Genomic DNA, 26774 nt, shown 5'->3' on the forward strand with positions numbered 1-26774 from the left:
TCCCCCCAATATCGTCTGACCAGACCAATATAAAAGTTCTTGAAATCACGATGATTTGACTGATGAAAAGCAATCATAATAGTCATACATTCACTTGTAGACATTTTCGAACTGCGCCTACGCTTTTTAGTGCCGTCAGAGATTAATAGCGCTTCCCATTCGGGTAAAAACTGATGACAAAAATCATCGACATCGCAAAAAATTTCAATTAGTTTATTCATCTGCCCACCGTTATGCTTTCAAATCGTTCTTGGTCGAAAGATCTGATCGCTAGGTGGGCAATAAGTTCACTTCTTATCCAGAATTCAGGTTAATTATTAAGTTTACGTTGTAATTTTGAGTGTTTATTTTTATTGAAAAAGCCATTTTAAATTCCTTTAATATTCAATTTAAACAGGCGTTAAACGCTGTTTAAATTGTCTTTAAATAAGTAACTCGGGTTAAATTGCAGGTTTATTTAATACACTGGCAAAAATGGAGTTCACCATGGCTTTGTCTATTTTTTTGCCCATGTTCTTATAACTAAAATTCAACAAGTGCGGCAGTAAATTATTCACCAGTTCGCGCGCGTTGCCCTCCACGCGCTTATGTAGCCAAATCCACCATTTGTCACTGTCATCCGCAAGCACTAAGGTGCCTTGGGTCAGCTTTAAAAATAATGAACGAATATCTTCTACACAGACTTGGGCGATGGGTTTAGGCCAAAAGCACACACGACTGGCAATCAGTTCGTAGCGCTCTTGGCTTTGTAGTTTATCGACTAAACTGCTATTACCTACCAAAGAAACACCGATTAAGGCTTTGTCTGAAATAGTACGAAGTGGGTCCATCGCATTGGGTTTACATTTGTCAGCTTCATCTAAAATAATCACCCTCGAAGGGCCATTTTGTAATACTTTAATAATGCGCTTGATATTAACTGCGGTATTTGATGCTTTTACTAAACCAAGCTTTGAGCATAATTCTTCAACAATGGACTTACTGTTAATCTCTTCGCCGCCGTCAATTAAAATGGTATCAGTATTATTTTTAACGAACTCTGCGAGCGCTTTGGACTTACCAACACCTGGTAAACCTGAAATGACACTAAAGCGCCTCTGTTGTTTTGCTTGGTTACAAGCAAGGCGTATCATTTCTGACACTTCAGTTTGAATAAACGGCTCTTCACCGTACTTTAAGATGATTTTTTCTTTACTCGGTGCATCGCTTGTATCTTCAGCTTGTGCATTTTTATCAGCTTGCACTAAATCAATGGGTGCAATGGTATGCCATATTTTTTCAAGCAAACTTGTCGGTACGGCTTTGTATTTTCCGTTAATTAGCTGGCTGACAGTCGCAGGTGAGCGGTCAATTAATTTTGCAATTGTTGATGCAGATATTGCTTGGTCGCGCATTTCTTTTGAATGAAGGCGCATTTTAATGCGACTGCATAATATCTTGTCTTCATCATTAAATATTGGGTTAAACTTACTGACGGTGCTTTCAAGTTCATCCGCATTGGTGTTTGGGAATATATGCTCCCACAGTGCACTAATTAATTTTGTGGGCCTCACTGGAGACTCACCTGCCAATACCGTTTTTATTTGTGAATAGGCATAACCACAGTTAAGTTCTGTTTCAGTGATATTGAAATTGTCTATTTCATCATTCATCAATAACACGTGTTTTTTATCTTTCGCTGTGTAATGTTCAGTAAAGTTCATATTCTGCATCCTCAATATTGGCTTCATCTTCTTCAGATTCTTTTAATAAGTCTTTCAAAACATCGTTTTCAGTTTTCTGTGCTGGGTTGGTGTCTTGTGTATCCACTACTTGAAGTAAAGTTGACAGTTCAGCAGGCTCAGTTGTTGCGACTTCTTCAAACTCAGGTGTGAGTGCATTTAAATCAATATCGAACGTATGTGGTGCTTGCTCAGTAATTGCACCTGCCACGTCGCTGACATCAGCGCTCAGGTTTTTAACCGTATCAAGCTCTATAGAATCAATGACATTAGATAAAGCAGCGCGTGCCCTGTCCTCTGCAATGTGTTTTTCTTTGCGTTTAATGGCGTCGAGTGAGCGTTTAATGTCTCTTTCATCAATGCGAGAAGTTGGTAAGGCATGTGATTTGAGTTTCAGTTGACAAATCATAATGAACTCACCTGTTAACTGATAAAGCTGAATGTATTCATCATTTTGTAAGTCGAATCCCGCTAACAGCTCTTTGCCATTGAATTGATGTAAAAAGTTGGCGGTATAAGTGCGCTTATGTAATTTGATTTGACCACGGCGCACATTGACTTTTGCGCGTGGCAAAATAACAAAATCCCCCTCACAAGGTGGTACGCGCTCAATTTCATCCCATACTTGCTGGCGTGTTTGACCTGCCCGTTCAGGGTGCGGGCTATTGTGGTAATAGTCTAAAAAAACTTTAAATTCAGCAATCCATTCATCTAAAGATGGTAATCTCGTTTTTCCTTGGTTTGCTTCTTTTAATACAAGTTGTAATTTTCGCTCATCAAAGCCTTTACCACAGTAACTTTCAAATCTGCGACCAACACGTTCTTCCATATGGCGAAAAAACCGCTCAATCCATTTAGCACGCGCATTACCAGGTATCGCAAAAATCGGCTCAATTTCAAACTGCGCATAAAAACCTGAGGTTTCATCGTTCATCATTTTGCTTTTAAAGCCTGAGCCATTATCGATATACACCATGGCAGGGATATTTAAATGATTTTTCATAGCACGACTCAGCGCTGTTAACGTACTGATTGAATTTTCAGAATACGTTAACTCCCAACCAACAATATAACGACTCGCCACATCTTGAAATATCACCAGTTCTGGGCGATACGACTTACCTGTTACAGGGTGCGCTAAATGGACGTCCACACTATGACCATCACCGTTATAAATAAAGCCTGGTTTAATGTTATCGGTTGAGCGAATTAAAAAGTCTTTGTGTTTTTCACGATACAGCTTGGCACCAATGCGATACGGGCTGTTTTGGCCCAGTTCATGGGGTAATTCATTTATAAAGCGCCTGACATTATGATGCTCAACTTTAAACCCTTCATTGACCAGTTGGTCACTCACTTGTGCAAAACTAGGTGAATTGGGTGCATGATATAATTCAATACATCTATGGGCCCATGAGTGTTCAGGTTTTGCTTTACCTTTAAATTGGGGTAACAATCCATTTAAGCCATCAAGTTTATATGCTTTACACCAGTTATATATTGTTGCTCTACTTGGCATTTTACCGAGTGAATTCACCGCTTCAGTTAGACTGGGAATACATGTATTAGAGTTATATTTTTTAACTAAAGTCTCATAGGCTATTTGAAGTGTGTCATCTTGCACTAATAAAAATTTAACCAGGGCGCTTTTATTGAGCGCTTCATTACGTGCCTTTTGGCTTGCCTCTTGCCAGCCCTTATCTTCAATCACTGCCGGAAGGTTTTTATATTTTGTCACTGCGCCATGCATTAGCTATTCTCCTTAAAAACATTACCTGCAGGAGTTAAACAGTTGGTTGTAACAATGTCGCTAATCCCCGTCACTTTTACATAAGCATCACCACCACCTAGCCAAAAGGCTTTCGATTCGGTTTTAACTCCTTTGCCACCGCGTAACACCCTAAATGGCTGGTAAATAAACGTTGAACCAACGGGATATTTTTTATTAAACTCAGATGCTTCATTTGCCCCTATTAAACTTGATTTCATGATACTTGCTCCTGGTGTGTATTCTTTTGAGTGAAAAACGGGTTGGGTTCAAACATTTCGTATGCTGTTTCATACGTAAAAGGTGAAAACAACATCCGTAACTTACGATGTAAAAGCGCCCACCCAAGCTGGCTCTTTGGTGATGTAAAAGTTATTGCATAATTTTCAGCTTGTTCTTGGTTCCATTTGTTTGAAGACGTTAACCCTGCATTGTAAGACATGACATCTGCGGTTATCTGCTGGTCTTCATGGCTTATGAATATCATTCTGTGTTCTGGTTTGCGTGTAGAAATTGTCATAATCAAAATTCCTATTAATGTTTCATATCAAGTTGAAAGCTTTCTAATAAACGAGAACGCTGTGATTCAACGTATTCCCATTCGGCGGCTGTAAATCGCGGTAAGTTTTCAATGCCCTGTACTTGCTCACCAAACTCACCATTTAAACGCTCTAACATGTGACCTACTTGCTGATAAATAGAGGCCCAGCAATGGTGCATGGTTTGTGCAGCAGCCAAACGCATATCTAAATCAAGAGAGCGTTGTTCAATTAAGTCGGTGACTTGTAAACCAGACTGACTCAGCGCTTCATCAAGTAGCCCTGTATAAGCAATCGCATCTGCACGCATTTGTGAAATAATCACGGGCATATCAAAACGCATATTGGCAGTCTTGCGCATACGTTCTTGCTCACACGCATTGATGGCATCAGCACGTTCAATGTCTAATTCAATGTTGTGGGCTTTTAAGCGTTGCAGTTCTTTTTTAAGTTCACGTACTGATAAGTCAGAAAAGGCCTCTAAGTCGTCATCATCTAGCGCTTCTATGGTTTCTATGGGTAAGCGGGCCAGTTCTGTTAACTTACTTTGGTTCATATTCAAAAGTGCAGACGTCTGCAATTTTGAGTTTGGTAAAGCTAAAAACATTTTGGCCACACTCATTGCATCGAATGCAGAGCGTCTACCAATGCCCAATTTTAAAAAGCGCTTTTCAAATTCACCGTGTTTACAGTTCTCCTTTAATGTAAGTAGTAACAACCCTTTCTTGGCAGCGTTAATGACTGCTTGTTCTTCTAACTTAACTATTTCTTGCCACGTTTCTTCAGGTGTTGCTGGAATGATTAACTGAATTTGTTCAGCGAGTGAGTCCATTTTTAAAGCCATTGTTTCGCTAAAGACTGATAATTCTTGATTTTCAGACATAGCTTGGTCTTTGATTGACATGGTGTTTCCTTTAATTCTTAGTTATTGAATGGCTTAATCAGATGGGTTCGTTAATAACGTATTTTTAATTTCTTGCTGTAGCTCTTTATGTTTTTCAATTTCCATTTCCAGCTCAGCGTGTTGTTGTAGCATTTGTGCGCGTTGATCAACTGCTTTAAACATTAGTGGCTGTAGTAAAACATTAATTGGCTCTATACTTTTTACAGCCCACAGTAATGCTGGGATCATATGCGCTGGTAGGTATTTCTCGGTACTAGGTGCTAGGTATTTATTAAGAGAAGACTCCGTAACTATAATGCTTTCGACTTTTAATGCCTGGTTCATGCGATTTGCAATTCCATGTCGGGTTATTCCACTAGTCCGAGCAGCTAAATTTATAGCGTGTAAAAATTGATTGTATATTTCACAGTCCGGTGCGGTTTCGTTTGTTAGCAATGACGGTAACTGGTCAAGTTTCATAGTAAAAATTTCCTGTAAATATCCTTTGTAAACAATTTAACATTAGGCCATATTAGATTGTGGGGGTACTGGTTGCCCAGCTCTAATTGCTTCAATAACTTGTTGTTTTCTTGTTGCTCTCTCGTTTGGGTTGTGATTTCTTTCGTATTTATCACCAAAAATTTGATTTATAGGCAAGTCAAGTGACAAGGCAATTGCGTTTGCAACGCGATTTGACGTTGACTCACCTCTCGCGATTAAAGAAACATGCGTACGAGATACTTTTAACGCATCTGCTATATCAGCCAAAAGAATATTTTTTTCACTTAACAATTCTTGTATACGGGAGAATGTTAATTTAATTGGTTTCATGATATTTTTACCTTAGTAGTTTTGTGTCAACTACATGTTTGGTTGGCGTTTACCTTATTTAATGTATGCAACTACATATGTGATTGTCAAGTTCTTTTGTCAATTAAATATATGCTTGCATCAACCACATATTTAGTTGACTTCAAGTTATGATTGTTGATAGTGTTAAGAAAGTTGATGTTACAAACGTTATTAAAAAGCTACATGTAATATTTAATGTAACTAGTGATAGAGCTTTATCTACAGCTTTGGGACTTTCGTTAGGAACGGTTGGTGCATCTTTAAAAAGAAATACTCTTCCTTGGGAAGGTATAATTACTGCCTGTTTAGATAAAGGAATTTCTTTAGATGAATTATTTAGTATTGAAGTGCAATCTCAATATGAAAGAAAAAGTACATTAGTAATAAATCAAACTAAAGCTAATTTAGATGTAGATCAACCCGCAACTACAACTAACGTATCAACAAATAAAGCATCTTATTTAGAAATAGATAAAATGATTGAGTCGATAATGGATGAAGTACTTGCACCTAAAAACTTATCAGCGGAGCGTATACTCCTGGTTCGTAAGTCATTGCGACCTGTTTTGGTTGATGCTGCTCTTGAGTACAGTGGAGACAGAACAATAGTTACAGCAGTTGCAAGGAGTACGATTTCGTTGGTTTAAATAATTAAGGATTATATTTTGAACAAAAAAATTTTAACTTTATCAACTGTTTTAATTTCTTTAACTTGCATAACTGCAACGGCTATAGAGCCTTTTACCGATAGAGCTCGCTTGCTGGATATTCAATCAACTTTGTTATTACCAGATCGCTCAGAATTAACTGTAGACATGACATTTGACTGTGGTTCTAAATTTGAAAATACAGGTGTGATTGTTACTTCTGAGCAAGGTGCTAAGTTAGTTGCAGCTAGTTACTTCTACCTTTATGGTGAGGAAGCAGCTGAATATGTTATGAACCTTTGGAATAACAAAGCTAAAGTAGACGATCCTCGGAAACCTACATTTTTAATTATTAGCCCATCAAAAGATGCAGATATCAGCTATAAACAAAAAGGCCAGGTACCTAAAGCTATAAAACAAAACATTCAGTTTAAAGGTATCTCTAATGAAACTGAGATAAACAAATTTCCAATCGTTATGGCTAGTTGTGGAGCTTCTGTTCACCCTCCTCGCGGTAATCAGTAACAGAGATGGGAGGGGCGGAAGCCCCTAATAAGGACATGATGCGATGAAAGTATTTATAAGTTTCTTAATTTTTATTCTTTTTACTTTTTCAGTCAATGCTGAATTGTTAAATAGTAATGAAGATATGATTGGTCACACATACGGAATAGCACAGGATAAAAAAGGGGTTATGTATTTTGCGACACAAAATGGCGCTTTTTTGTATGATGGTCAAAATAATTTAGCTTTATCAGAAGTATATGATATTCCAAATGCTTGGGTAAGAGACCTTAGGTATTATGAGAAAACTAATGTATTAATTGTTGGTTTTGAAAGTTTTGGGGTTTATCAGGTAAATTTAACAGATGGTTCTGTATTGAAAGTATCTAGTGACAATAGCTATGTTATTTCTTTGAGTATTCAAGAGGGGATATTGGTTTTAAGGTTGCAAGATCGAATGGAATTTTATCGACTTAAAGACAATACGCAGCTTAATTTATTGTTAACTAATCCGAAAATAAAATCATCCACTGATGGTTATATAGATACTGATACAGGCCTTTATCAATTTTCAAAGAATCAATACACATTAATTGATGCTTATATATCTAAACGTTCTAAGTTAATTAATAGTACTAACGGTCTTGTTGCGTGGCGTGATGGTAAATTAAATTATTTTGATAAGTCAAACCGTTCTATATCAGTTGATTGGCCAACAGTGCCAAAAACTATGTATGTTTATGAAAACACTCTGTATATAGAGAGGAATGGGGATATTTTAACTTTAAGCCTATTTGATTTAAAAGCTGTTGAAGGGGCAATTAAAACTGATCTACAAAGAATAAGGCGTGTTTTTATAGACAGTCACTCGAACCTTTGGGTTGTTTCCACAAATGAGATTAGTATCTTTAAAAATAATATTGAACATAACTCATTACAAAAAAAATCAGAAAATAATCGCATGATTAAACATGGTGACACGACGTTTTTATCAACAGACGATGGTGTTTTTATTAAAACTAATGAAAGTTATCGTAAAATAAATCAATCAACCGATATTGGAAATATCATAAATGATCTAGGATTTATTAACTCTAATTTAGTTATTGCAAGTAACACGGGGGCATATTTATATAACCTGGAAACTCAGAAAATAAAAAAAATATATTCTGGTTGGGTTATAGGGGTGCATCAAATTGATGATGATATATATTTAGCAACTGACACTAATGGTGTTTATATCGTAGAAGCTCAAAAAGCTAAACCTGTTCCATATATAAATATTGCGCTGCGTTCAAATGAAATTCTCGGAATAAAAAAGATAGACAATTTAATTTATGTTTTAACAGGCAAAGGTTTTTTAATCGTTGATAATAAAACAGCTACCGTACACGCTACTAACTTATATAAAGTAATCGACATTATAAAATTCAAAGGTGATTTATATTTGGCGACTTTTGGTACAGGTTTGTATAAGCAGGTAAATGAAACGTTTGAACAAATGCCAGGACCAACACATATTATTGATATTGTGCAGCATGAACAAAATCTAGTGATTAGTACTTCTTCAGGAATATATAAGTATGCAGAGTCTTTTAGTGTAATTCCAGGCACATCAAAGTTAAATGTCACACCAAACTCCGTTCATTTGAAAGGTAGTTTATTAAGATTTGGAACCCAACTTGGTATAAGTACAATAGATTTAGATTTCATTGAAAATAAGATATTTCCAGTAGTTAACTACTTTAAATTAGGTGAAAGAGTTGAAGTGAACTACCCATTAGAAGTTGATTTAAATGTGGAAACAACTTTGTATTTAAGTATTAATGATTTTTTTAGATCGGTTGAATATCAATATTACCTAAATGATAAGTGGATATCGGCCATAGATTGAAAAGTACCTTTGTATGGAATAGAGCCTGGTTTTTATGAAATACAAACACGCGCAAAAACAAAAAACAGTAACTGGTATTATGGAGAAAATTACCCTATTTCAATTACCGGGTATTGGTATAAAAGTAATTGGTTTTTATTTCTTTGCATTGGGCTCAATATTGCTGTTAGTGCAGCAATTATTTTCGCTATTTCTATTTTTCTAAATACCAACTTAAAGCTGCATAGAGAGATGCGTATAAAAATGCAGCAAAATAGCTTGGAGTTGGTTATGAATGACATTGAGAAAGCTAAAAAGCTATGTGGAAGTTTTAATGTTAATGAGCATGCTGACGGGCTTGTTTGTTTAGATAATGCAATTAATAATATTATCCCTATAATTCATGGTAATGCTGCTCTTGGTGAGCGCTCTCTGAAACAAGGCTTACAATCTTTTGGTACTGCATGTTTAATAGAATTTAATAATACAGTATTTAATTTCAGTTTGAGCCTAGGTGATAAAGAAATTGAACCGGCACTTGCGCGTGATATTTATGCATTTGTTTTTCATGCAGCTCAAAATGCTGGTAAGCACAGTAAGGCAGATAGAGTAAATGTTTTTGTTGAGCGTGCGCGAGATACAATTGAAGTTAGTATCATTGATAATGGTCAAGGTATTGGTTGGTACATACGAACTTTTAAATATAGATTTGGACTTTATACTATGCGCGACATAGCAGCTTCTTATAATGGGAGGTGTAAAATCCAAAAAGTAAGTAAAGGCACTATTATAAATGCTGTATTCCCGTTAAAACTAAAATCAGAAATGCCCAAGGTCGTTACAGATATCTTTCAATCAACTAAGGTGTCATGATTACTTTGTTAAATGATTTAAGTTGCACTGTAAAGTACTTTACATATGTCACTGGTTAAAGAGTGACATATGATTAACGCACTAAAGCAGATTTGGTCTTCACTTTAGTAGATTTAGACATAGTTACTCCTTTGAATGAAGCAAAAGCCCCAATCCATGATTGGGGCTTTTTTATTTTATAAGACAATAAACGACTCTATTGCATTACTATCATAGGCAACAGAGCATTGAACATGTAATCGTTTGTCATTGTGTTTAAGCATGAATGAAATATACGTTGGACTTTCTTTTACAACCTCTATTATTTCAAGCTTATCTCCAAAATCTTCACTGGCTCTGACTTTACATAGATTGAAAGCATTCGCAGCCTTCCCTTTTAACCTTTTTTGATTTGTAAGTGCATCTTGAACTGCTAGCTCTTCAATACTCTCCATTTCATGAACAATAGCTTTAGCAGTTGCATTACTATAAACATCATAAATAGTAAGAAGTGCTAAACCTGCTAAAGTAACCCCTATAAAAATTGCGATAATATTTTTAAACATTTTAAAATCCTTTTAATGATGTAAATAAAATATGTATCTTAAATATAGTCATTCACTCAAAACCTAGCAAATCTCCCAAACGCATTCTAAGCGCCTAAAAATTAAAACTGCTACCAATGTTTATTTAAAAATGTTTAAACATTTTGGGTCGAGTTTAAACAGTGTTTAAACATGGTTGGGTTTAATGTTTTAAGTCAGTTGTTTAATTTTGGGAACGAGTTTATTATTTCTATCGAATATAAGAATAATAAATGGAAGTTACTTTGACTGGTGAAAATCGAAATAGCGCGAAAGAAGGCGTATTAGAAAAGTTTGAAATTAGAATAATGATAGGTTTAGTTTTGACCGCTATATGTGTTGGCAGTTTTTACATGTTCCAATATAACGAACGTTTAAATTATTGGCCTGGTAATCGAGCAGATTGGGGAGCTATGGGCGATTATGTAGGTGGCATGTTAAACCCTATTTTTTCATTTTGTACAATTTTACTTTTACTTTTATCAATAACCCTCCAACGCAGAGAGCTTGCTGCAACTAGAGAAGAACTTGCTGATACCCGAAAAGTTTTAGCAGACACAGAGAAAAGCGTAAAACAACAAGCAAAATTAATGGAGCAACAAACACAATTAAACCAATTACAAACTCTTACATTAAAACAGCAAGTTGAAGAAGTCAGAAAAGCTGAAGAAATAAAAATCACATTAGATAGTCTGCAAAAATTAGATGTGGTTTTTTTAGGTTTACTGAACAAAGAAGGTATTTTTACTGATGCATTTGATGGATATACACTAAACAGTATTGTGTACAATAAAGACACAAGGAAACATCAGTTAAAAAAGGTTAATCAAAACTTCCCGAATTTTTTTATTAATAATAAAGAAATATTTATGAAGGTATATGCCTCAGTTACTTTTAGTTTTGAATTGCTATTATTACTATTAGAAAATAAATGTAAGCCAATCATTTATAGAGTTTATTTAAATCAAGCAATTGAAAGATATATACCTCTAATTGAACTCAATATCATTATGCCAAACAAAACTTTAAAGGATTTATTAATTAAACTTATTGATAGATATGAGCAGGTAGAATCTAATTATTCAACCCCTTCTGATATTATAAATCTAAAAAATGCACTAGATATAACACAACTACCTATGAAAGATCGAAACGTTAAAGAAGAGGTTTTAACATCATGAATTGGTTTGGAAATTTACTGTTATGTTTTATCGAATCCCCAAAAACTATCTGGCTTATAATCTTTGGGATGGTATTTTTTATATTAATAAATGAAGTTGGTTACTATATGTTAGCTAACTTTGAATTAACAGGCTCGATGAAAGGATTGCAAGATTCAATCTTTCAAAAACTTGCGCGTAGATACGATAAAATTGCTTTAATATCTTTAATAGGGTTTTGGGCTCTCGCATTTAAGCAGTATTTTAAAGACTGTAGTAGATAGGGCGAGATCATTTAGTCTTGTTAGTGTAAAGTTTATTTAATGCTTTATTATGACCGTTTAATGTATCTTCCCATTCAGCTCTGTATTTTTTCGAAAGGCCTTTCTTTTTAAGTATTTCTTCTGCATGGCTAATTCCATTTTTTATTGAAGACTCAGACTCTTGAAATTCTAATGTACGAACGCCAGATTTTATCCATATAAAGTTTATTACCCACATAACAGCGGCAGCAAAAATAGGAGAAAGAATTGTACCAATTTTTATTAAATATTCATTTTCAGGAGTTTGAGGTAAGTTTCCAATAATAATAAGTAAAATTGAACTAATAGCGCTTGTTCCGCCGATCCCAGTTGTTGCAGTAAATTTTTTATTTGCCATGTAATTCAAAGTCTCCACGGCTTTCATTAATTGCTTTTACTAAAGCATTAGAGTCATCCAATTTGACTGTGTGAGTTTGTTTTATTCCGTTATTAATAACTGTAATATTTATAATTTTATGAGGAAAAAAAATCTTAAGAAGTGTACGAACGATAATTAAAACAAGCATATAAACAATCGGGATCAATAATAGTAAAGAGATTAACAGAACCCCTTTTTCAACTATTAAATATGATGTTTGATCCATTGCTTAATCTCTTTTTTATCGAGTTATTCTCTTATGAACTTTTGTTACTACGTATCTAATTGTAGCAAGATTTCCATTTTCAAGCTTCTCTATTTTATTTAAATCTACTTCAAATAAATCACCTTTAGTAAAGTTTTGCTTATTTTCATTTACTTGATTGATAAAGATAGCATCATCCATTTTGACTGTAATTAAGTCGTTTAAATATTCCGCTTTCCAACCACCTGGTTTATCGAAGTTTATTTGAATTAACCTTATATGGACTGTTTTTTTATTTTCTTTAGTCTCTGTTAACGAATTTCTAGGTAATTTTTTGAAACTATTTATATCTTCTTTTTTAAAAGTTTCAATAGTTTCACCATTCTCGTTTTTTAATTCAATAATTGGATTTTTTGCGGTAGATACTGGTGAATATAATGCGCCTTGGAATTTATCTCTGAAATCTTTATTCGAAATTAGATCTTTCATCAAATTAGGACAAGTAATTTCTTCGCCATCTGCTAGGACAATCGTTGAATTTTTATCATCATCTAAATTTATCGTTGCTTCTATTGGGCGGCTATTTATATGGCGTAAAATAGCAATAATACTAGCTGATGTTACTGCAGTTGTAAGGCCTAGGTATTTAACAACATCTATAGCACCGTCTAGTAACTGCAGAACACTATATTCGACACCGAATGAGCCCGGAGGATTAGCCTTTACACGGACATTAACCTGTGATTCATCGCCATTTATTTTTTTATCTGCAATTACAATCGCTTGTTTAAGTGAAATTAAGCTATGTCCTAAAAGTTCTGCATCTATCGAATGATCTTCAGTTTCTGGTACTTTATACGAAATTGTAAAAATATTCTCTGACATTGCAGTTTCCATACTAGTTATTAAATGCTTATAAGCATATGTTGTTGAATGTATTATTTTTTAATATTGCATGATACAGCAAGTGATTGCAATAATAATAACAACACTATATGAGATACTTGATTAAAATCGCATAACGTTAAATTTATTGACTCCATAAAATCACTTGCACCTTTTTGTCAGTCGCTTTAGTCTATAAATATCCCTCAATATCTTTCACTGTAAAGTGTTTTCCAGAAGTGCCACTTCCCTAGTTTCCATAAACTGATTGCCATACCTTATTATTTAAGAATTGGTTAATCACATGCCCAAAAACAATAAATCTACCAATACACAGTTTGCCTGGTTTGAGATTTTTAAATCTGGCCAGCACACAGATTCAAAAGGCAGCACACAAAATTTTAGTGATGCTGATTTGAATTCTGTTGTGACTAATTTCTCACCAAAAACATCACCCCTTGTGATTGGCCACCCAAAAACGGACGACCCAGCGTGGGGTTGGGCCAGTGAGTTAAAAGTTGAAGACGGTGTTTTGTTTGCCAAAGCTGAAGATGTTAGTGCTGAGTTTGCCCAAGCAGTAGAAGACAAACGCTACCCCAATCGTTCAGTACGCTTAAATGCAGTAGATAACGGTTACGAATTAGGTCACATCGGTTTTTTGGGTGGTAAGCCCCCTGCTGTTTCAGGTTTGCAATGGCAATTCAATGCTGATGATGAAAAAGCCCAGGTGTTTGAATTTGCTGCTATCGATAAAATCGAGTCTGTCGCACTTGATACTTCCAATGTACTCACTGGTTTTTTTAAGAACCTGCGCGATTTTTTTATTGAAAAGCATGATATCGAAACCGCTGATAAGGTCATTCCAGTTTGGTCAAGTGATTGGCTCAAAGAAGACACCATTATTGCTGAGCATGAAAAGCGCAAAGAAAGCAACGATTCAAATCCAAATGATTTTAACGAACACAACCCTAATGACGAAAACAATTCTAATGACGTAAACAAAGAGGACTCTATTTTGACTAAAGAAGAGCAAGAAGCCCTGGAAGATAAATTAGCAGCAGAGCAAAAGAAAAACGCAAAGCTTGAATATAACCAACGCATATCTACAGCGCGTACTTTTATTGAAGCAACTATAAACGGCGGCAAATCCCCTCGCCTGACAAACACGGAAGGTGTCGCTGAATTTATGGCAGACCTTGAGGGTGATGAAAGTAAAACCTTTGAATTCGCAGCATCTGATGGTGACAAAACACAAAAGCCAAGTGAGTGGTTTAAATCGTTTTTACAAGGTTTACCCGAGCAAACAAAGCTCACTAAGGACTTCTCACAAGGTGATGATGAAGACAATGCGGATTTAACCTCTACAGAGCTTGCAAGTAAAGCATCTGATTATCAACAGTCACAAGCGGATAAAGGCATTATTATTTCTGTCTCGACTGCCATAGCCCATATTCAAGGAGCTAAATAATGGCCAATCCTGGATTTATTAAAAACTTTCGCACCGATGCGGTTATTGATCCCTATCGCATTGTGGCTTTTGACTCGGCAGCTGACTTTAGTGTTGACCAATCGGCGGGTGTTGCAGACCCGATTGCGGGGTTAAGTGAGCATGGCTCAAGTAATGGCAATACAGAAATGCGTTGTGATGTCGTCATGGACCAAACTGGAAATGTCGAATACGGCGGTGATGTTGCCACGGGTGATGTACTGGTATCGGATGCTGATGGTAAAGCCGTTGCATTTAGTAAGGCGGGATATGTTGAAGATGCCGAGGTGTGGGCGCTGGGTATTGCGCTTGAATCTGGCAAGCTTGGCACCATTGGCAGCACCACAATATCACCTTTTTTAATCGTCAAATAAAGCGGTTGTTTTTTAATATTTAACTAACTTCGCTATCAATAGCGATGAGGAATTTAACATGAGTGGTGGCCTGCCTTTTACGCCTTCCATTGAACAAACTGCCATTGCGATTGCATATCGTAATACCAGATTGATTGCAGATACTGTGTGTCCGCGTAGCCCTGTGGGTAGAATGGAATTTAAATATAATGTGTTTGACACAAAAGAGCGCTTTTCTGTGCCTGATACCCGTATTGGTCGAAAATCTGCACCCAATCAAATTGAATTTAGTGTCGGTAACAAAACGCAAAGCTGTGAAGACTTTGGACTCGCCGATGTCATTCCAAAAGTGGATGAAGAAAACGCACCTGCCAATTACAACCCGCGTAATCATGCAGTTGAAGCCATCAGCGATATTATTTTATTGTCTCGCGAAGTCCGTGTTGCCAAGTTATATAACAAAATTGACAACTTTGGCACTCACCAAAAGCTCAGTGGCGCTGAATTTAAAAGATTAGACGACCCAGATTTAGATATTTTGCCATTCTTTTTGGAAATGCTCGATACCCCATTGATGCGTCCGAATACATTTACTATGTCCAGCAAAGTAGCAACCGCTATTAGAACCAATAAAAAAATGATTAAAGCGTACAACGGCTCTTTAGGTGATGAAGGATTAGTGCCTTGGTCATTTATTAAAGAAACATTAGAGCTGGATACGATTAATGTCGGTATGGCACGTATTAATACAGCTAAAAAAGGTGAAGCCATGGTCTTAGAGCGCGCTTGGAAAGACTCCCTTGCCATGACGTATGTTGACCCACTTGCATCAACAACGAATAACAGAATGACCTTCTCTCTTACTGCACAATATGGTGAGCGGGTTTCTGGTAGTCGTGAAGTGGCCGCAGGACTGCGCGGTGGTATAGAAGTACAAGTGGGCGAATCTGTCTGTGAAGTGGCTATTGCTAAGGACTGCGGCCTATTGCTCACGGATGTTATTGGCTTTACTGCACCTTAATTTCAGTTTCATAGGTTCAGCTTTTATAGGTTAAGTATTTCCTGGTTAAGGTTTGGTTGCGTCCCTTTTATCAAACCTTATTTTTACTAACACATCATTTATAAGAGACTGTTATGTTTGCAAGTCCTCAGCAGGTTATTAATAAAATTGGTATTAATGTATTGCTGCAATTTGTATCGGGTAAATTTGGTGAAGTGGGTGATTATGAAAATACCCCTAAAGTCGAAGATGTAGAACTGGCTTTATTAAATTCGCCTGCAAGCGCCTTACAAGAACAAATTAACGCTTGGTATTTAGAAAGTGACAAAGCGGTCAGCGCCCTAATAACGGGCTATGTCGCTCGATTTAATCTCACGCAGGCTGAAATTGACGTGTCGGTTTTACCAGGTGTTTACATTGATTTAATGACATATGAATTATGCATAAATGCTGAAAGTGAAGATATTTCAGATAAACGAAACTTTGCGATGCGCCAATTAGATAAGGTTAGTAAAGGCGTGATCCAAATTAAAAACCCATCCACAGTAAGCAGTACAACCAGCATGCGAACTAAAAAAGTTTACAGCAGCTTTAACTTGGAAAGTTTTTGATGGCTGGGGTATTTATTGATATTAGTGGTAATGCGATCCCGCGTTTATCGCTGTTAGCGGGTAAAGCTGAGCAACCTGAAACCGTGCTTGATGAAATTGGCGCGTTTTTAGACTCAGATGTCATGCATCGTTTTTCGCGTGAAATGTCTCCTGGCGGTGCAAAGTGGGAGCAAAGCGAGGCTGCAAAAGAGCGCAGCGGTTTAACGCTCACTGATACACGAAATCTGGCCGACTCCATTACCCACAATGTGCAAGGCAATACCTTAGAGCATGGCTTAGGTGAGGTTTATGCGGCCGTACATCATTTTGGTGGCAAAGTTGGGCGCAATAAAAGTGTGACACTACCCGCACGGCCAATCGTTGGTATTGATACTTACCAGGCGGATGAAATTAACGACATTATCGACGATTGGTTAATTTAGTGTTGGTTGATTTAGTAATGACCCATTTAAATACTACGCAGGGTTTGATTTTTAAAAGCAGTTTAAACGGGGTTTAAAGCATGTTTAATTTTGATTTAAACAAAATAGATAAAGTACTGCGTGATGCAAAGATTGCCCGTGTGGGTTTTGCAGCTGATTTTAATGCAGCGCGCAAAAAAGGCGTTCAATCCCCTACTTTGTACGTTTTACCCCTTGATGATAATTACGACGATGCAGGCAGTGTCACAGGTGAGGATGAATATATTGTCACTGAAATATTTGCTGTGATGATAGTACTGCCCTGTTTGGCGGGAAATAAAAATTCTGACACCGAAATTAAAACGCTTCGCTCAAAAGTAAAGCAGGCGATTGCAGGGTGTGCGTTCTCCCCCTGGCAACCGATTAAATTACATCGAGGGCGAACGGTTGAGCTGAGCCGTGAAACCAATAATTTGATTTATCAGTGTCAGTTTAAAGTCGTTGGTAACGTAACAGTAAAAACAAAAGTAATAGAGGGGTAATTGAATGAACAAGCAAAAAAATACCAAAGCTGTCAGTGAGCACATTGAAAATACAAATATTAATGAGAGCGCTGAAAAATCAGAAACTGTTTTTGCGCTATCAAATGCAACAAAGCTTGCCCTACAAGCCCAGCATTTAATTAAAACAGCGCAAAAAGAATTACCTGAAATATCAGGTGCATTTGAAATTAAAAACGATGAATTATTTAGACAGGAGCAAAAGCAATGAGCAGTTGGCGCTTTAAAGATAAGATGATTTTAGCAGATAGTCTGGGCACAACTTTGTCGGGTTCTCATGCGATTTATGCCACAGATGTTGAATTTAATATTGAAAGTGAGGCTGATAAAGATGAACTGGAAACAGCTTACAGTGGCGCAAGTTTAGAGGTCTTTTACGGTGAGCATATTACCTTAAACTTTAAAACGCCCCTTGCGATGAGTGGTACAGCAGGTGCAACCCCTGCTTTTGCACCATTAATGCTAGCGTGTGGTTTTGTTCAAGTTGCCAATGCATCAAGTGTGACATACACCCGAAGTACGCCAACCAAAGCAATCAGCTTAATGCGCTTTGGCAGTAATACCCATAAAATCAGTGAAATGTTAGGTACCGTGAGTTTGTCACTTGAAAAGGGCATACCAAAACTCAACTGGCAGTTTAAAGGTTTGTTTAGTCCGCCAGTTGCATCAACTGCCGCGCCCGCTGTTGATTGGGAGCGCTGGAAGCGACCAGAAACACTGGGCGTTGCTTCAAGTTCAGATTTCAAACTGAACAATACCAAGCGCACTTTGCACAAGCTTAATATTGATATGGGTAACAATGTTGTGTTTGACCGCGCCATTAATTATGAGGAAATCATTATTGCAGGTCATGAGTCAAGCGCGAACATTACTTTAACTGCTGATGCGTTAACTGCTTTTAATCCTTTTGACGATGTTGGAAAAATCCAAAACTTTGAATTTAGTCACGGCACAGCTGCAGGTAAAAAAGTCACTGTGCTGGGTCGCTTTCAAATGCCGCAACCTAAATATGCCAGTTTAGAGTCTGAACTCACGGGGTATGAATTTGATGGCAAGCTTGTGCCAAGTGGTGCGGGTAATGATGAATTAAGTTTCGTTTTTGAGTGATTAATTTTTAATATCCGACTTTGAATAACCCTCTATTACACAAATATTAAAAGAGTAAAAAAATGAAATTAACATGTTTAAAAAAACTCTCTTCAGCTTTAATTGATTGCCCAGTGAAATTTGAATTTGGCGGCGTGCTGTTTGATTTTACCGCCCAGGTTAAATTAGTCGATGAGGTTACATTAACGGCTATGACAACAGGTGAAAAAGTCTCTGATAAAAAGACGGTGAAAGATTTATTAGTTGGTTGGTCAGGTTTTAATGATGAAGGAAAAAACGTGCCTTTTGATAAAGAGACTTTAGATGAAATGCTTGTCTATGGCGCGATTTCTGGTCGTTTAGCCGTTGAGTGTGTTAACGCCCAGTATCGGGTTATTGAAAAAAACTAATCGATGTTGCTAGGTGGTTTGTGGGCGACTTGGCAGCACAAAGTAACGTATTAAGCAGTGATGAAGCCCACTTTGGTGCACCAGTAAAAGCACAAATAGCGCAAGCACAAACAGATTTACATGTTTTACCCTGTAACTGGTTAGCAGCACAAGCAATTACAAGTGCGGGCACCCAATGGCAATATGATAATCACGGTATTGAAATTGCCCTTGATTATCAACGTGCTGATATTGCCTGGGGTTATAGCAATATTAATCTCACCCCAAAAGATTTTGACAAATTACAACTTCTTGAAAGAAGTATTCTGGCAATGATAAGGCGACCTGATGAGCAACAACCTGAACCTGGCGTTACGCTTACGATACGACGGTAAAGCGGTTACAACTGGCGCACAAAAAAATGTGCGTGATTTAAATCAACTCCCGGGTGTGATACAAAAACAGGTTGCTGCAAATCAACGTTTATCAGCGACACAACAAAAAGCCATGACACAGCAAGGCTCACTTACAAAGTCACTAAATTTACTTGAGCGCTCATACTCTGGTGTGGCACTCGCAATTACCACGGCTATCAGTGCCGGCACTGCAACCATGTTTGTTCGTGACACAGGTGCGGCGCAACTTTTAGATCAAAGACTAAAAGGCTTAACAAGTTCTTCAGCTGAATATAATAAAGTTCAAGATTACTTATTTAATACTGCAGATAGACTTAATACAAAATACACCGTTTTATCAAACTCCTATAGCAAGCTTTTAACACTACAAGAAGCAGGTGTTATTAGCCAAACCCAAGGAAAAGCCATACTTGAAGGTATGGCAAATGCGGCTGCAAAGTCAGGTGCTAGCAATGTACAGTTAGAGCAAAGCTTGTTTGGTATCGCCCAAGGTATGACTGCAGGTGTATTGCGCGCTGAAGAACTCAATCAGGTTACAGAGCCTTTACCTGGTTTAATGCAAAAGCTTGATAAGGCAGCAGGCCAAGCCGCTGGCGGTTTCAGGCGTATGGTGAATGATGGTCAAATCACAAGTCAGATGTTTAAAAAATATCTTGTCACAGCCCTCAATGAATACGCGGGTGCAGCCGAGGCCACTGAAGGTAAAATCAATGCAAGCTTTGCCGAAATGGGCAACGAATATCAAAGGCTTATCCGTAAATATGAAGAACCCGTTAATTTTGCTGTGACAAGTGTGGTGGATACTTTAACGGATGGTATGTCAGCTTTACGTGAAAATGAAGAATTGGCAGCCGGACTTGCAACCAGTGCAGGGGTGCTGGCTGCTGTATTATCAGGTCATTTAGCAGGTGCTGTTGCTAAAAGCACCAAAGGTTTTGTCGCGAATATTGCTGCTAAAAATCAGGCTTTACTCTCTGAAATGGCCCTTGCAAAGCAAAGTCAGGCAACCGCCATACTTGAGAATAAACGCGCCCTACAGCAAAAAGCTTACGCGGCCCATACGTTAAAAGTTGCCTCAAAAACGCATTTACGTACCAAAGCAATTGCCAAACTAGCGACAGCAAATCAACACGCCATTGCAACACAAACCGCCCTCACGCATGCAACGAATACTTATAGTGTAGCAGCTGCAAGAGCATCAATTGTGAGTCGTGGATTATCAGTTTCAATGGGGTTGCTCGGTGGTCCAGTGGGTGTTGCAGTAACAGCTGCACTGGCAATTGCCTATTTTGCGACAAGCTCAGATGATGCCAGTAATAAAAGCGTTAAACTTGAAAAACATATCTATGATTTAACTTCTGCTTTTGATTCATTGAAAAATGTTAGCGCCCGTGCGCAATTGAAACTGAACTCAAACAAGATGAAGAATTACTCTCAGGCCATTGCAAAAGCATACATAGAATTAAAAAAATATAACACACTTGCAAGCAATGCCACTGACGAACGTACAGCTTTTGGTTATAAGCAAAAGATTGCTTCAATTAAAAAATATATTCATGAACAAACAGAGCTACGCACAACGATAATCAAATCTAATGCGCAAATTGCCAATTTCAATAACAATTTAGACAAAATAAAATTCAAACAAGTTGAAGATGGAAAATCTAAAAACACTGCTGCTTCTGAATTACCAGATAACATTAGACGGTTAGAGCTGAGCTTATTAGCTGAAGAAACCAGATTAAAAGCAGCGTATGAAAACAAAAAACAAATGGTTGTTCGCGCAGCACAAACTGATGTCAGCAATAAAACTAAATACACAGCCATCCTTAAAAACTTAGAAGCTAAATACACTGATGATGTTAAAGCCCTCACTGAAAAGCGTGAAAACGAAAAAACCAGAACTGCCAATGAAGCTGAGCAAAAACGACAAAATGATTTAAAAGCTGACTTAGAAAATCGCTTAGCAATTATCAAAGGGTTTTCAAGTAGAGAAGCACTTGCAGCTTACAATAATGAATTAAATTTAGAGCAAGCAAGACAACAAGCACGCGTTGATGCAAAGCGCCGAGCATCATTAGGACTTGCAGCCAATGATGAGTTAGGTGAAATAAAACACAATGCAGATAACAGCATTAAAGACATTGAAAGACAAACAGAACTTAATGCCGCTTCAGGTTATCACAGCCAACGTGAAGCAGATGAAGCCGCACACCAGGAACGGTTATTTCAAATAAAAAACCGCTATGCAGGCTCACTACAGCAAGAAATTTCAACATTTGCTAATTTTGAAAAACAAACCGCTGCAGATAAAACAAAAGCTGTTATCGGTTTAGGTGCAGCAGGTTTCAAGGCCATGGCAGGCCAAAGTAAAAAAGCCTTTAAAGCTTACAAAGCATTTAGCATTGCTCAAGCAATAATGAATACCTATCAAAGTGCAACGGGTGCTTTTAACTCATTAGCCCCTATCCCCATTGTTGGTCCTGCCCTTGGTGCCGCAGCTGCAGTTGCGGCCGTTGCAATGGGCATGCAACAAGTAAGACAAATTAAAGCACAGCAACCCGTTGGTATTGCACACGGTGGTTTAGATTACGTACCAAATGAATCAACATATCTTTTACAGCGCGGAGAACGCGTCCTAAGCCCAAAACAAAATATTGAAATCTCATCTGCAGCACAACGCATTAACCAAGGTTCATCGGCTAATAATGGTCAAAACATCACTTTAAATATCACCAATCAAATAAACGTTGAAGGTAATACAGATAAACAAGGTAGTGAGCAAATCGGCAATGATATTGGTAGGCAAATTGAGTCGTACATCGTGGGGAATATTAGCGAAAATGGCTCAATAATTAGAGCCATTAGAGGGGCAGCTTGATGTTTAGAGGTAATTAAGGTTCAACCACCTCAAAATCTAGCCGTTTACCTGCATTTTTTACATTGACTCTGGTTTGTAATGCCGCCATCTTTAGTTCGATAACCAAAAACCCTATCTAGTTCAGGCTCTGTTTTGGCAATAGTGCCGCATTTTGGACATTTGTGAGGCAAGGTGATTTTTCCTGGCATAGATTTTCCTTAATTATGTGAGTATTTTTAAAATAAAAGATAGCAAAATAAATTGTACCCAAATATGATGTTAATCAATTTTCCAACATGCGAGTATCATTATTTTAATAATTATACTGTGCAATATATTTAACTAAGGTCTGTATCTTATGAATAAAATCTCAAAACTTTTAACAACATCTATTTTGGCTATATCTGTAACGGCTTGTAGTACTACACAAGAACAACCAAAATCTTCTAAGTTTACGGTAAATGAAAATATCAACATTAGTGCTGGCAATAAAAACAACGCTAAGATTTTAGTTACCTTTGACTATAAAGCACCAGGGATCGAAACACCTTTTAAAATTACATCTTACTTTTCAGGATTAAATCAATCTGTCACTTTTGATCACTGTCTAGAATCAATGAATAACATCAAGTCTTGTAAAAGTACCGTTACCTTGCATCCAGACATTAAGAACAGATATTGGATTGATTATGATTTAAATGTGCTGAGGGGCCATAGGGTTGAGCATGGTTTTACACTTCCACACTCATCTAATCTTGGTGGTAGAGAGATTATTTCAGTTGATGAAGCAAAACGTGTAAAGCGAACTAAAGAATTAAATGCGGATGGTACGTATTCCGTCACTAAATATCTAAACCTAAAATTAGAAGAAATTATTTAATTTCATAACCTAAATATGTGAATGGCTCTATTACAAGAGCCATTTTAAATTTCCGTTAAATTATTTTATAGTTGCATCTAGATAAATATTACTTTACCGTGAGTAATTTACGACCTAACTCCTTCACTGTAAAGTGTTTTCCATTCATTTCAGTTTCATTTTCTTTATATAGTTTACTCAAATTAATCATCATTATTTTGGTTTGCTATGTTGTTATTGCCTTTACCCAAAAAACCTAAAACGTGTGTATTTCGACTGGTGCCTAATAGCCAAAGCTATGTCAGCAAGGCTAATAATGCCTCTGAGATTTATGATCTTGAAGGTGCGTATTGGGAATTTGAAATTGAAATTGCCAATGTACCTGAAAAAGATGCTTTGACACTTGATGCGTTTATGGCTTCCTTACGTGGTCAAGTCGGTACGTTCTTAATGTTTGATTATCGTCGTGAGCAACTTGATAAAAGTTTCAGTGCATTTGTGGCAGGTGCTAATCAAGATGGTAATACCCTGTTGATTGATGGTTTACCTGTTAGCCAGACTTTGGCTGTTGCGGGTGAACGCTTTCAATTAGGTGATGGCAGTGCTGCTGAACTTAAAATGTTAACCAAAGATTTAGTCAGTGATGCGTTTGGTCGTGCCAATATTGTGTTTGAATCTCCGATGCGCGTTATTCCTTTTGATAATACCCCCCTTTATTTTAAGCAACCCAAGGGGGTTTTTCGTTTAGCTGATAACAAGCAAGGTATTGCCAGTGCCAGGTATAAAAACGGCATTGTGATTAGTTGGCGCATTAAAGGCAGGGAGGCTTTTTAATGGAGTCTATTAAATCTCAGCTTATTACTGATTTATCAGCCCATGGCCGTGTACGATTTTTTGTTCGTCTGGGCTTTAAAACAGGTGATTTGTTTTTGCATACAGGTGTGGGGGAGCGTTTATTTCAAGGTCAGAAATGGCATGGTCTAGGCATGCTTGGCAAAGTCAGTGAAATACCTGCAGGTGAAAACAATAATACCAACCGCATTAGACTAACCCTTAATACCACAGATACCGCAGTACTTGGGGAAATTGCACAAAACGACCCCATTGGCAGGGAGTGTGAAATCTATTTAATGACTTTAGATGAGCAATACCGCGTGAGTAACAGTCAGGTATTAGAAAGTGGTTATATCGTTTCAAATGAAGTAGAGCGCGGGGATATTTCACAAATCACCTTATCTGTTGCAGGTGAAAGTGAACGCTGGAAACAAGCAAGGCTTAATCAACGTTGGAATCACGCCACTCAAAGCGCCCTATTTGCTGATGATAAGTTTTTTAGTGAACACGCTGCAACGTCTCAAAATCTTCATGATACGCAACCAGGTAATTACATTGGTAATAGAGGCAATCGTTATGAACCATAAGTTAAACACCTTTTTGGCCGAGCGTGAAAACATGCCTTTTGAATGGGGTAAACATGATTGTTGTTTATTTGTCTGTGATTGGATTTTGTGTGCTTGCGGTAAAGATTTAGGTTTAAACTTTAGAGGTAAATATCTCACCAAAAAAGGGGCCTTTAAACAATTATTTAAACACGGTTTTAATGATGTTCAAAGTATCTTTAAACAGTGGTTAAACACCTCTATCAATCCTACATATACCAAACGTGGTGATATTGCTTTGGTTAATTATCAAGATGAATTAGTAGGCGGCATTGTTTATATCAATCAGGTCATTTGTGTTGGTGAAAATGGCTTGGTCACTTTGCCTTTTGAGGCTATTGAATGTGTTTATTCATTAAGTGCTTTCATGGGGCAAACTGATGAGTAAAGTTGTTGATTTAGTTGTAGATACGGGCGGTGATTTATTTGGTCTTGGCCGCTCTGTTTTTGATAATACGCTTGGGGCTTTGTGGGATAGTCTTACTCCCGATGAACCTGAAGTTGATAATGCGACTTTAAACAAGGGGTTACAAAAAGGCATTGACCAGCCCAGGCGTATTACATTTGGTAGAGATAGAGTTGGTGGTGTTATTGCGCATCAAGCTGAAGTTGAACGTGATGAAACCAAATGGGTTCAGTTGATTGTTTTAATAAATGGTGCGCCCATTGATGCATTAGAAGAAATCTACATTGCTGATAAAAAGCTAAGTGAATATCCAAGTGATAGTTATGGCTATTCAATCAGTGATGGCAGGCACGCAGAAGCGAATCTTGCTGCAGTTAATAAAATGGCAGGTTGGACTAGCGAACATATTGGTTTTAACCAGGCACATGTATTTATTGAGTTTAAAAACGATCGGGAAATATTCCCCGATGGCATTAGTGATTGCGAGTTTTTAATACGTGGCGTACGCGTTTGGGACCCAAGAAACCCAGCCCAAAATGCAGATGATGAAACAACCTGGTCCTGGACACAAAACGCGGTATTAAACACCCTGCACTATGTTAGGTTTTTTGGTGCCCATGAAGTGCCTTTTAGTCGATTACCCATCAATTGGTGGATGGCTGCAGCCAATGTTGCTGATGAAGATGTTGAATTTACAGATAAAAACGATGAGCTCGCGACTGAAAAACGCTATACCGTAAATGGCACGTTTCAGTTTACATCAAATCCTTTAGCTGTATTAAATCAGTTAGAGCAAAGCTTCGCTGGTAAAGTGTTTCGCCAGATGGGCCAGTGGTATATCAGGGTTGGTGCTTGGTATGGTCAACCCACCTTTACTATCAATCAAAAAGATGTACATGGCAATGTCAAAATTAAATGGCATGCAGACTTGCGTGATAGAGCCAATATTGTCAGAGCCACATTTACCGACCCAAATCAAAACTATGAGCGTACGGATGCGCCGCCTGTTATTTCGTCGCAATATCAATTACATGATAATCAGCCACTTGAAAAATCAATTACCCTACCTTTTGTGCGAAGCAGTACAACAGCGCAGCGTTTATCTGCTATTAAGCTTGAACAATCCCGTTTAGGCAGCATTGAAATCCCCCTAAAACATGCGGGATTAGCCGCTGCAGTTGGTCGCACTATTTATGTTAATTTACCAAGAGAAGCGATTAATAATAAGGTGTATCGGGTTGTTGAAAGGCGCTTTAGAATTGATGGCGGTGTAACAGTGATTGCCATTGAAGACGCGCCAACTTTGTGGGCAGATGATTTAAAGCCTGGCGAGCAAGATTTAACACCAAACAGTGATTATGTTACTGGAAAACCACAAGCTGTTAATGATGTCCGAGTACACATAAACACCGATGGTATTGGTCTATTAAAATGGGCGCACCCTGCACCATTTTCTGTTGAAAGTTTTAGTATTGCTTTTTATTCGGTCAATGGCTCTGACAATACCTTAATGTCTAAAGATAAGGTGAGTTACACCCAGTGTGATATCCCGCCTTTAGGCTTAGGTGAATATCTTGCAAAAATAACAGCAGTGAATATATTTGGCCTGCACTCTGAAGTTGTTTCAATCAGCTTTTCAATTACAAAACCTGTCACCCCTTTAATTAGGGGCTGTTGATCTTTGTTTGAATTTTGTGCGTAAGTGACAATCTCGTATAATTCACTTCGCCAAAACCAAACTAAACGAGATTGTC

At 37.4% G+C, this 26774-nt stretch carries 33 protein-coding genes and 1 pseudogene; 21 read left to right on the top strand and 13 right to left on the bottom strand.

Going from position 1 to position 26774, the window contains the following annotated elements; translation table 11 throughout:
* From BM088_RS23760 to BM088_RS23795, 8 genes and pseudogenes are all read right to left on the bottom strand, one after another.
* Positions 1-221: pseudogene (locus tag BM088_RS23760) on the bottom strand (IS982 family transposase); the annotation flags it as partial.
* Between the two features lie 219 nt (positions 222-440).
* Positions 441-1703, bottom strand: coding sequence for an AAA family ATPase (locus tag BM088_RS23765; RefSeq protein WP_091990785.1), 1263 nt, complete (start codon positions 1701-1703; stop codon positions 441-443).
* Complete coding sequence (locus BM088_RS23770) at positions 1690-3471, bottom strand: Mu transposase C-terminal domain-containing protein (RefSeq protein ID WP_091990788.1); 1782 nt, start codon at positions 3469-3471, stop codon at positions 1690-1692. Before BM088_RS23770 ends, BM088_RS23765 begins: the two co-directional genes overlap by 14 nt.
* The gene (locus tag BM088_RS23775; protein WP_091990790.1) at positions 3471-3710 is read right to left on the bottom strand and encodes a hypothetical protein; all 240 of its coding nucleotides are present in this window, start codon (positions 3708-3710) and stop codon (positions 3471-3473) included. Before BM088_RS23775 ends, BM088_RS23770 begins: the two co-directional genes overlap by 1 nt.
* A complete protein-coding gene (locus BM088_RS23780; RefSeq protein ID WP_091990793.1) occupies positions 3707-4009 on the bottom strand; it encodes a hypothetical protein in 303 nt (100 codons plus the stop codon). The genes BM088_RS23775 and BM088_RS23780 overlap by 4 nt, the downstream gene beginning before the upstream one ends.
* 14 nt (positions 4010-4023) lie before the next feature.
* Positions 4024-4932 carry a hypothetical protein gene (locus tag BM088_RS23785; protein WP_091990796.1) on the bottom strand — a complete coding sequence of 303 codons (909 nt, stop codon included), beginning with the start codon at positions 4930-4932 and terminating at the stop codon, positions 4024-4026.
* A 33-nt stretch (positions 4933-4965) separates the two neighbouring features.
* Entirely contained in the window at positions 4966-5391 is a 426-nt protein-coding gene (locus BM088_RS23790) for a hypothetical protein (RefSeq protein WP_091990798.1), read from the bottom strand.
* A 42-nt stretch (positions 5392-5433) separates the two neighbouring features.
* Positions 5434-5742 (bottom strand): helix-turn-helix domain-containing protein, encoded by a 309-nt coding sequence (locus BM088_RS23795; protein ID WP_091990800.1) that lies wholly within the window; start codon positions 5740-5742, stop codon positions 5434-5436.
* Positions 5743-5891: 149 nt separating this feature from the next.
* Here BM088_RS23795 and BM088_RS23800 point away from each other — a divergent pair, with 149 nt between their 5' ends.
* Genes BM088_RS23800 through BM088_RS23815 form a run of 4 tightly spaced genes read left to right on the top strand, consistent with a single transcriptional unit; the run spans position 5892 to position 9660 of the window.
* Entirely contained in the window at positions 5892-6410 is a 519-nt protein-coding gene (locus BM088_RS23800; RefSeq protein WP_091990802.1) for a helix-turn-helix domain-containing protein, read from the top strand.
* Between the two features lie 18 nt (positions 6411-6428).
* Positions 6429-6935, top strand: a complete 507-nt coding sequence (locus BM088_RS23805) for a hypothetical protein (protein ID WP_091990804.1) — start codon at positions 6429-6431, stop codon at positions 6933-6935.
* 43 nt (positions 6936-6978) lie between these two features.
* Positions 6979-8808, top strand: a complete 1830-nt coding sequence (locus BM088_RS23810; protein ID WP_091990807.1) for a ligand-binding sensor domain-containing protein — start codon at positions 6979-6981, stop codon at positions 8806-8808.
* Between the two features lie 9 nt (positions 8809-8817).
* A complete protein-coding gene (locus BM088_RS23815; protein ID WP_091990810.1) occupies positions 8818-9660 on the top strand; it encodes a sensor histidine kinase in 843 nt (280 codons plus the stop codon).
* Positions 9661-9836: 176 nt separating this feature from the next.
* On the opposite strand, the gene BM088_RS23820 is transcribed toward BM088_RS23815, so the two are convergent.
* The gene (locus tag BM088_RS23820) at positions 9837-10205 is read right to left on the bottom strand and encodes a hypothetical protein (protein WP_091990812.1); all 369 of its coding nucleotides are present in this window, start codon (positions 10203-10205) and stop codon (positions 9837-9839) included.
* Between the two features lie 251 nt (positions 10206-10456).
* Here BM088_RS23820 and BM088_RS23825 point away from each other — a divergent pair, with 251 nt between their 5' ends.
* On the top strand, positions 10457-11404 hold the full coding sequence (locus BM088_RS23825; protein WP_091990815.1) for a hypothetical protein: 948 nt from the start codon (positions 10457-10459) through the stop codon (positions 11402-11404).
* A gap of 270 nt (positions 11405-11674) precedes the next feature.
* Here BM088_RS23825 and BM088_RS23835 read toward each other — a convergent pair whose 3' ends face one another.
* Genes BM088_RS23835 through BM088_RS23845 form a run of 3 tightly spaced genes read right to left on the bottom strand, consistent with a single transcriptional unit; the run spans position 11675 to position 13154 of the window.
* Complete coding sequence (locus BM088_RS23835; RefSeq protein WP_091990821.1) at positions 11675-12043, bottom strand: hypothetical protein; 369 nt, start codon at positions 12041-12043, stop codon at positions 11675-11677.
* Positions 12033-12290: a hypothetical protein gene (locus BM088_RS23840; RefSeq protein ID WP_091990823.1), complete on the bottom strand. Its 258-nt coding sequence runs from the start codon at positions 12288-12290 to the stop codon at positions 12033-12035. Before BM088_RS23840 ends, BM088_RS23835 begins: the two co-directional genes overlap by 11 nt.
* A 15-nt stretch (positions 12291-12305) precedes the next feature.
* The gene (locus BM088_RS23845) at positions 12306-13154 is read right to left on the bottom strand and encodes an LAPAL motif-containing putative phage structural protein (RefSeq protein WP_091990825.1); all 849 of its coding nucleotides are present in this window, start codon (positions 13152-13154) and stop codon (positions 12306-12308) included.
* Between the two features lie 304 nt (positions 13155-13458).
* Here BM088_RS23845 and BM088_RS23850 point away from each other — a divergent pair, with 304 nt between their 5' ends.
* The 11 genes from BM088_RS23850 (at position 13459) to BM088_RS23900 (ending at position 22337) form a co-directional block, all read left to right on the top strand.
* Positions 13459-14622: a hypothetical protein gene (locus BM088_RS23850; RefSeq protein ID WP_091990828.1), complete on the top strand. Its 1164-nt coding sequence runs from the start codon at positions 13459-13461 to the stop codon at positions 14620-14622.
* Positions 14622-15014 carry a hypothetical protein gene (locus tag BM088_RS23855; protein WP_091990830.1) on the top strand — a complete coding sequence of 131 codons (393 nt, stop codon included), beginning with the start codon at positions 14622-14624 and terminating at the stop codon, positions 15012-15014. Before BM088_RS23850 ends, BM088_RS23855 begins: the two co-directional genes overlap by 1 nt.
* Positions 15015-15072: 58 nt before the next feature.
* Entirely contained in the window at positions 15073-16014 is a 942-nt protein-coding gene (locus BM088_RS23860) for a capsid protein (protein WP_091990833.1), read from the top strand.
* Between the two features lie 113 nt (positions 16015-16127).
* Complete coding sequence (locus BM088_RS23865; RefSeq protein WP_091990834.1) at positions 16128-16604, top strand: phage protein Gp36 family protein; 477 nt, start codon at positions 16128-16130, stop codon at positions 16602-16604.
* Positions 16604-17026: a phage virion morphogenesis protein gene (locus tag BM088_RS23870; RefSeq protein ID WP_091990837.1), complete on the top strand. Its 423-nt coding sequence runs from the start codon at positions 16604-16606 to the stop codon at positions 17024-17026. Before BM088_RS23865 ends, BM088_RS23870 begins: the two co-directional genes overlap by 1 nt.
* 80 nt (positions 17027-17106) lie before the next feature.
* Complete coding sequence (locus tag BM088_RS23875) at positions 17107-17547, top strand: phage tail terminator protein (RefSeq protein ID WP_091990841.1); 441 nt, start codon at positions 17107-17109, stop codon at positions 17545-17547.
* A gap of 4 nt (positions 17548-17551) precedes the next feature.
* Positions 17552-17776, top strand: coding sequence for a hypothetical protein (locus tag BM088_RS23880; RefSeq protein ID WP_091990843.1), 225 nt, complete (start codon positions 17552-17554; stop codon positions 17774-17776).
* Positions 17773-18672 carry a hypothetical protein gene (locus BM088_RS23885; protein WP_091990846.1) on the top strand — a complete coding sequence of 300 codons (900 nt, stop codon included), beginning with the start codon at positions 17773-17775 and terminating at the stop codon, positions 18670-18672. The genes BM088_RS23880 and BM088_RS23885 overlap by 4 nt, the downstream gene beginning before the upstream one ends.
* Before the next feature lie 62 nt (positions 18673-18734).
* Complete coding sequence (locus tag BM088_RS23890; RefSeq protein ID WP_091990849.1) at positions 18735-19061, top strand: hypothetical protein; 327 nt, start codon at positions 18735-18737, stop codon at positions 19059-19061.
* Between the two features lie 20 nt (positions 19062-19081).
* Positions 19082-19435 (top strand): hypothetical protein, encoded by a 354-nt coding sequence (locus BM088_RS23895; RefSeq protein WP_091990852.1) that lies wholly within the window; start codon positions 19082-19084, stop codon positions 19433-19435.
* Positions 19389-22337 (top strand): tape measure protein, encoded by a 2949-nt coding sequence (locus tag BM088_RS23900; RefSeq protein ID WP_091990854.1) that lies wholly within the window; start codon positions 19389-19391, stop codon positions 22335-22337. The genes BM088_RS23895 and BM088_RS23900 overlap by 47 nt, the downstream gene beginning before the upstream one ends.
* A gap of 44 nt (positions 22338-22381) precedes the next feature.
* Here BM088_RS23900 and BM088_RS27415 read toward each other — a convergent pair whose 3' ends face one another.
* Positions 22382-22525, bottom strand: a complete 144-nt coding sequence (locus BM088_RS27415; protein WP_177208161.1) for a hypothetical protein — start codon at positions 22523-22525, stop codon at positions 22382-22384.
* A 149-nt stretch (positions 22526-22674) separates the two neighbouring features.
* Between BM088_RS27415 and BM088_RS23905 the strand changes: the two genes are divergently transcribed.
* From BM088_RS23905 to BM088_RS23925, 5 genes are all read left to right on the top strand, one after another.
* Positions 22675-23196 (top strand): hypothetical protein, encoded by a 522-nt coding sequence (locus BM088_RS23905; RefSeq protein ID WP_091990857.1) that lies wholly within the window; start codon positions 22675-22677, stop codon positions 23194-23196.
* 207 nt (positions 23197-23403) lie between these two features.
* Entirely contained in the window at positions 23404-24009 is a 606-nt protein-coding gene (locus BM088_RS23910) for a hypothetical protein (RefSeq protein WP_091990858.1), read from the top strand.
* Positions 24009-24596, top strand: coding sequence for a hypothetical protein (locus BM088_RS23915; protein ID WP_091990861.1), 588 nt, complete (start codon positions 24009-24011; stop codon positions 24594-24596). Before BM088_RS23910 ends, BM088_RS23915 begins: the two co-directional genes overlap by 1 nt.
* Positions 24586-25002 (top strand): DUF6950 family protein, encoded by a 417-nt coding sequence (locus BM088_RS23920; protein WP_091990864.1) that lies wholly within the window; start codon positions 24586-24588, stop codon positions 25000-25002. The genes BM088_RS23915 and BM088_RS23920 overlap by 11 nt, the downstream gene beginning before the upstream one ends.
* Positions 24995-26698 (top strand): phage tail protein, encoded by a 1704-nt coding sequence (locus BM088_RS23925; protein WP_091990866.1) that lies wholly within the window; start codon positions 24995-24997, stop codon positions 26696-26698. The genes BM088_RS23920 and BM088_RS23925 overlap by 8 nt, the downstream gene beginning before the upstream one ends.
* Positions 26699-26774 lie beyond the last annotated feature (76 nt).

This window comes from Pseudoalteromonas denitrificans DSM 6059 (assembly GCF_900112265.1).
GTDB lineage: Bacteria > Pseudomonadota > Gammaproteobacteria > Enterobacterales > Alteromonadaceae > Pseudoalteromonas > Pseudoalteromonas denitrificans.

Excerpts from the sequence above, each read along its gene's own strand:
- BM088_RS23765 (WP_091990785.1), bottom strand. The coding sequence starts at position 1,703 with ATGAACTTTACTGAACATTACACAGCGAAAGATAAAAAACACGTGTTA.
- BM088_RS23770 (WP_091990788.1), bottom strand. The coding sequence starts at position 3,471 with ATGCATGGCGCAGTGACAAAATATAAAAACCTTCCGGCAGTGATTGAA.
- BM088_RS23775 (WP_091990790.1), bottom strand. The coding sequence starts at position 3,710 with ATGAAATCAAGTTTAATAGGGGCAAATGAAGCATCTGAGTTTAATAAA.
- BM088_RS23780 (WP_091990793.1), bottom strand. The coding sequence starts at position 4,009 with ATGACAATTTCTACACGCAAACCAGAACACAGAATGATATTCATAAGC.
- BM088_RS23785 (WP_091990796.1), bottom strand. The coding sequence starts at position 4,932 with ATGTCAATCAAAGACCAAGCTATGTCTGAAAATCAAGAATTATCAGTC.
- BM088_RS23790 (WP_091990798.1), bottom strand. The coding sequence starts at position 5,391 with ATGAAACTTGACCAGTTACCGTCATTGCTAACAAACGAAACCGCACCG.
- BM088_RS23795 (WP_091990800.1), bottom strand. The coding sequence starts at position 5,742 with ATGAAACCAATTAAATTAACATTCTCCCGTATACAAGAATTGTTAAGT.
- BM088_RS23800 (WP_091990802.1), top strand. The coding sequence starts at position 5,892 with ATGATTGTTGATAGTGTTAAGAAAGTTGATGTTACAAACGTTATTAAA.
- BM088_RS23810 (WP_091990807.1), top strand. The coding sequence starts at position 6,979 with ATGAAAGTATTTATAAGTTTCTTAATTTTTATTCTTTTTACTTTTTCA.
- BM088_RS23820 (WP_091990812.1), bottom strand. The coding sequence starts at position 10,205 with ATGTTTAAAAATATTATCGCAATTTTTATAGGGGTTACTTTAGCAGGT.
- BM088_RS23825 (WP_091990815.1), top strand. The coding sequence starts at position 10,457 with ATGGAAGTTACTTTGACTGGTGAAAATCGAAATAGCGCGAAAGAAGGC.
- BM088_RS23835 (WP_091990821.1), bottom strand. The coding sequence starts at position 12,043 with ATGGCAAATAAAAAATTTACTGCAACAACTGGGATCGGCGGAACAAGC.
- BM088_RS23840 (WP_091990823.1), bottom strand. The coding sequence starts at position 12,290 with ATGGATCAAACATCATATTTAATAGTTGAAAAAGGGGTTCTGTTAATC.
- BM088_RS23845 (WP_091990825.1), bottom strand. The coding sequence starts at position 13,154 with ATGTCAGAGAATATTTTTACAATTTCGTATAAAGTACCAGAAACTGAA.
- BM088_RS23850 (WP_091990828.1), top strand. The coding sequence starts at position 13,459 with ATGCCCAAAAACAATAAATCTACCAATACACAGTTTGCCTGGTTTGAG.
- BM088_RS23855 (WP_091990830.1), top strand. The coding sequence starts at position 14,622 with ATGGCCAATCCTGGATTTATTAAAAACTTTCGCACCGATGCGGTTATT.
- BM088_RS23860 (WP_091990833.1), top strand. The coding sequence starts at position 15,073 with ATGAGTGGTGGCCTGCCTTTTACGCCTTCCATTGAACAAACTGCCATT.
- BM088_RS23865 (WP_091990834.1), top strand. The coding sequence starts at position 16,128 with ATGTTTGCAAGTCCTCAGCAGGTTATTAATAAAATTGGTATTAATGTA.
- BM088_RS23870 (WP_091990837.1), top strand. The coding sequence starts at position 16,604 with ATGGCTGGGGTATTTATTGATATTAGTGGTAATGCGATCCCGCGTTTA.
- BM088_RS23875 (WP_091990841.1), top strand. The coding sequence starts at position 17,107 with ATGTTTAATTTTGATTTAAACAAAATAGATAAAGTACTGCGTGATGCA.
- BM088_RS23880 (WP_091990843.1), top strand. The coding sequence starts at position 17,552 with ATGAACAAGCAAAAAAATACCAAAGCTGTCAGTGAGCACATTGAAAAT.
- BM088_RS23885 (WP_091990846.1), top strand. The coding sequence starts at position 17,773 with ATGAGCAGTTGGCGCTTTAAAGATAAGATGATTTTAGCAGATAGTCTG.
- BM088_RS23890 (WP_091990849.1), top strand. The coding sequence starts at position 18,735 with ATGAAATTAACATGTTTAAAAAAACTCTCTTCAGCTTTAATTGATTGC.
- BM088_RS23900 (WP_091990854.1), top strand. The coding sequence starts at position 19,389 with ATGAGCAACAACCTGAACCTGGCGTTACGCTTACGATACGACGGTAAA.
- BM088_RS27415 (WP_177208161.1), bottom strand. The coding sequence starts at position 22,525 with ATGCCAGGAAAAATCACCTTGCCTCACAAATGTCCAAAATGCGGCACT.
- BM088_RS23905 (WP_091990857.1), top strand. The coding sequence starts at position 22,675 with ATGAATAAAATCTCAAAACTTTTAACAACATCTATTTTGGCTATATCT.
- BM088_RS23910 (WP_091990858.1), top strand. The coding sequence starts at position 23,404 with ATGTTGTTATTGCCTTTACCCAAAAAACCTAAAACGTGTGTATTTCGA.
- BM088_RS23915 (WP_091990861.1), top strand. The coding sequence starts at position 24,009 with ATGGAGTCTATTAAATCTCAGCTTATTACTGATTTATCAGCCCATGGC.
- BM088_RS23920 (WP_091990864.1), top strand. The coding sequence starts at position 24,586 with ATGAACCATAAGTTAAACACCTTTTTGGCCGAGCGTGAAAACATGCCT.
- BM088_RS23925 (WP_091990866.1), top strand. The coding sequence starts at position 24,995 with ATGAGTAAAGTTGTTGATTTAGTTGTAGATACGGGCGGTGATTTATTT.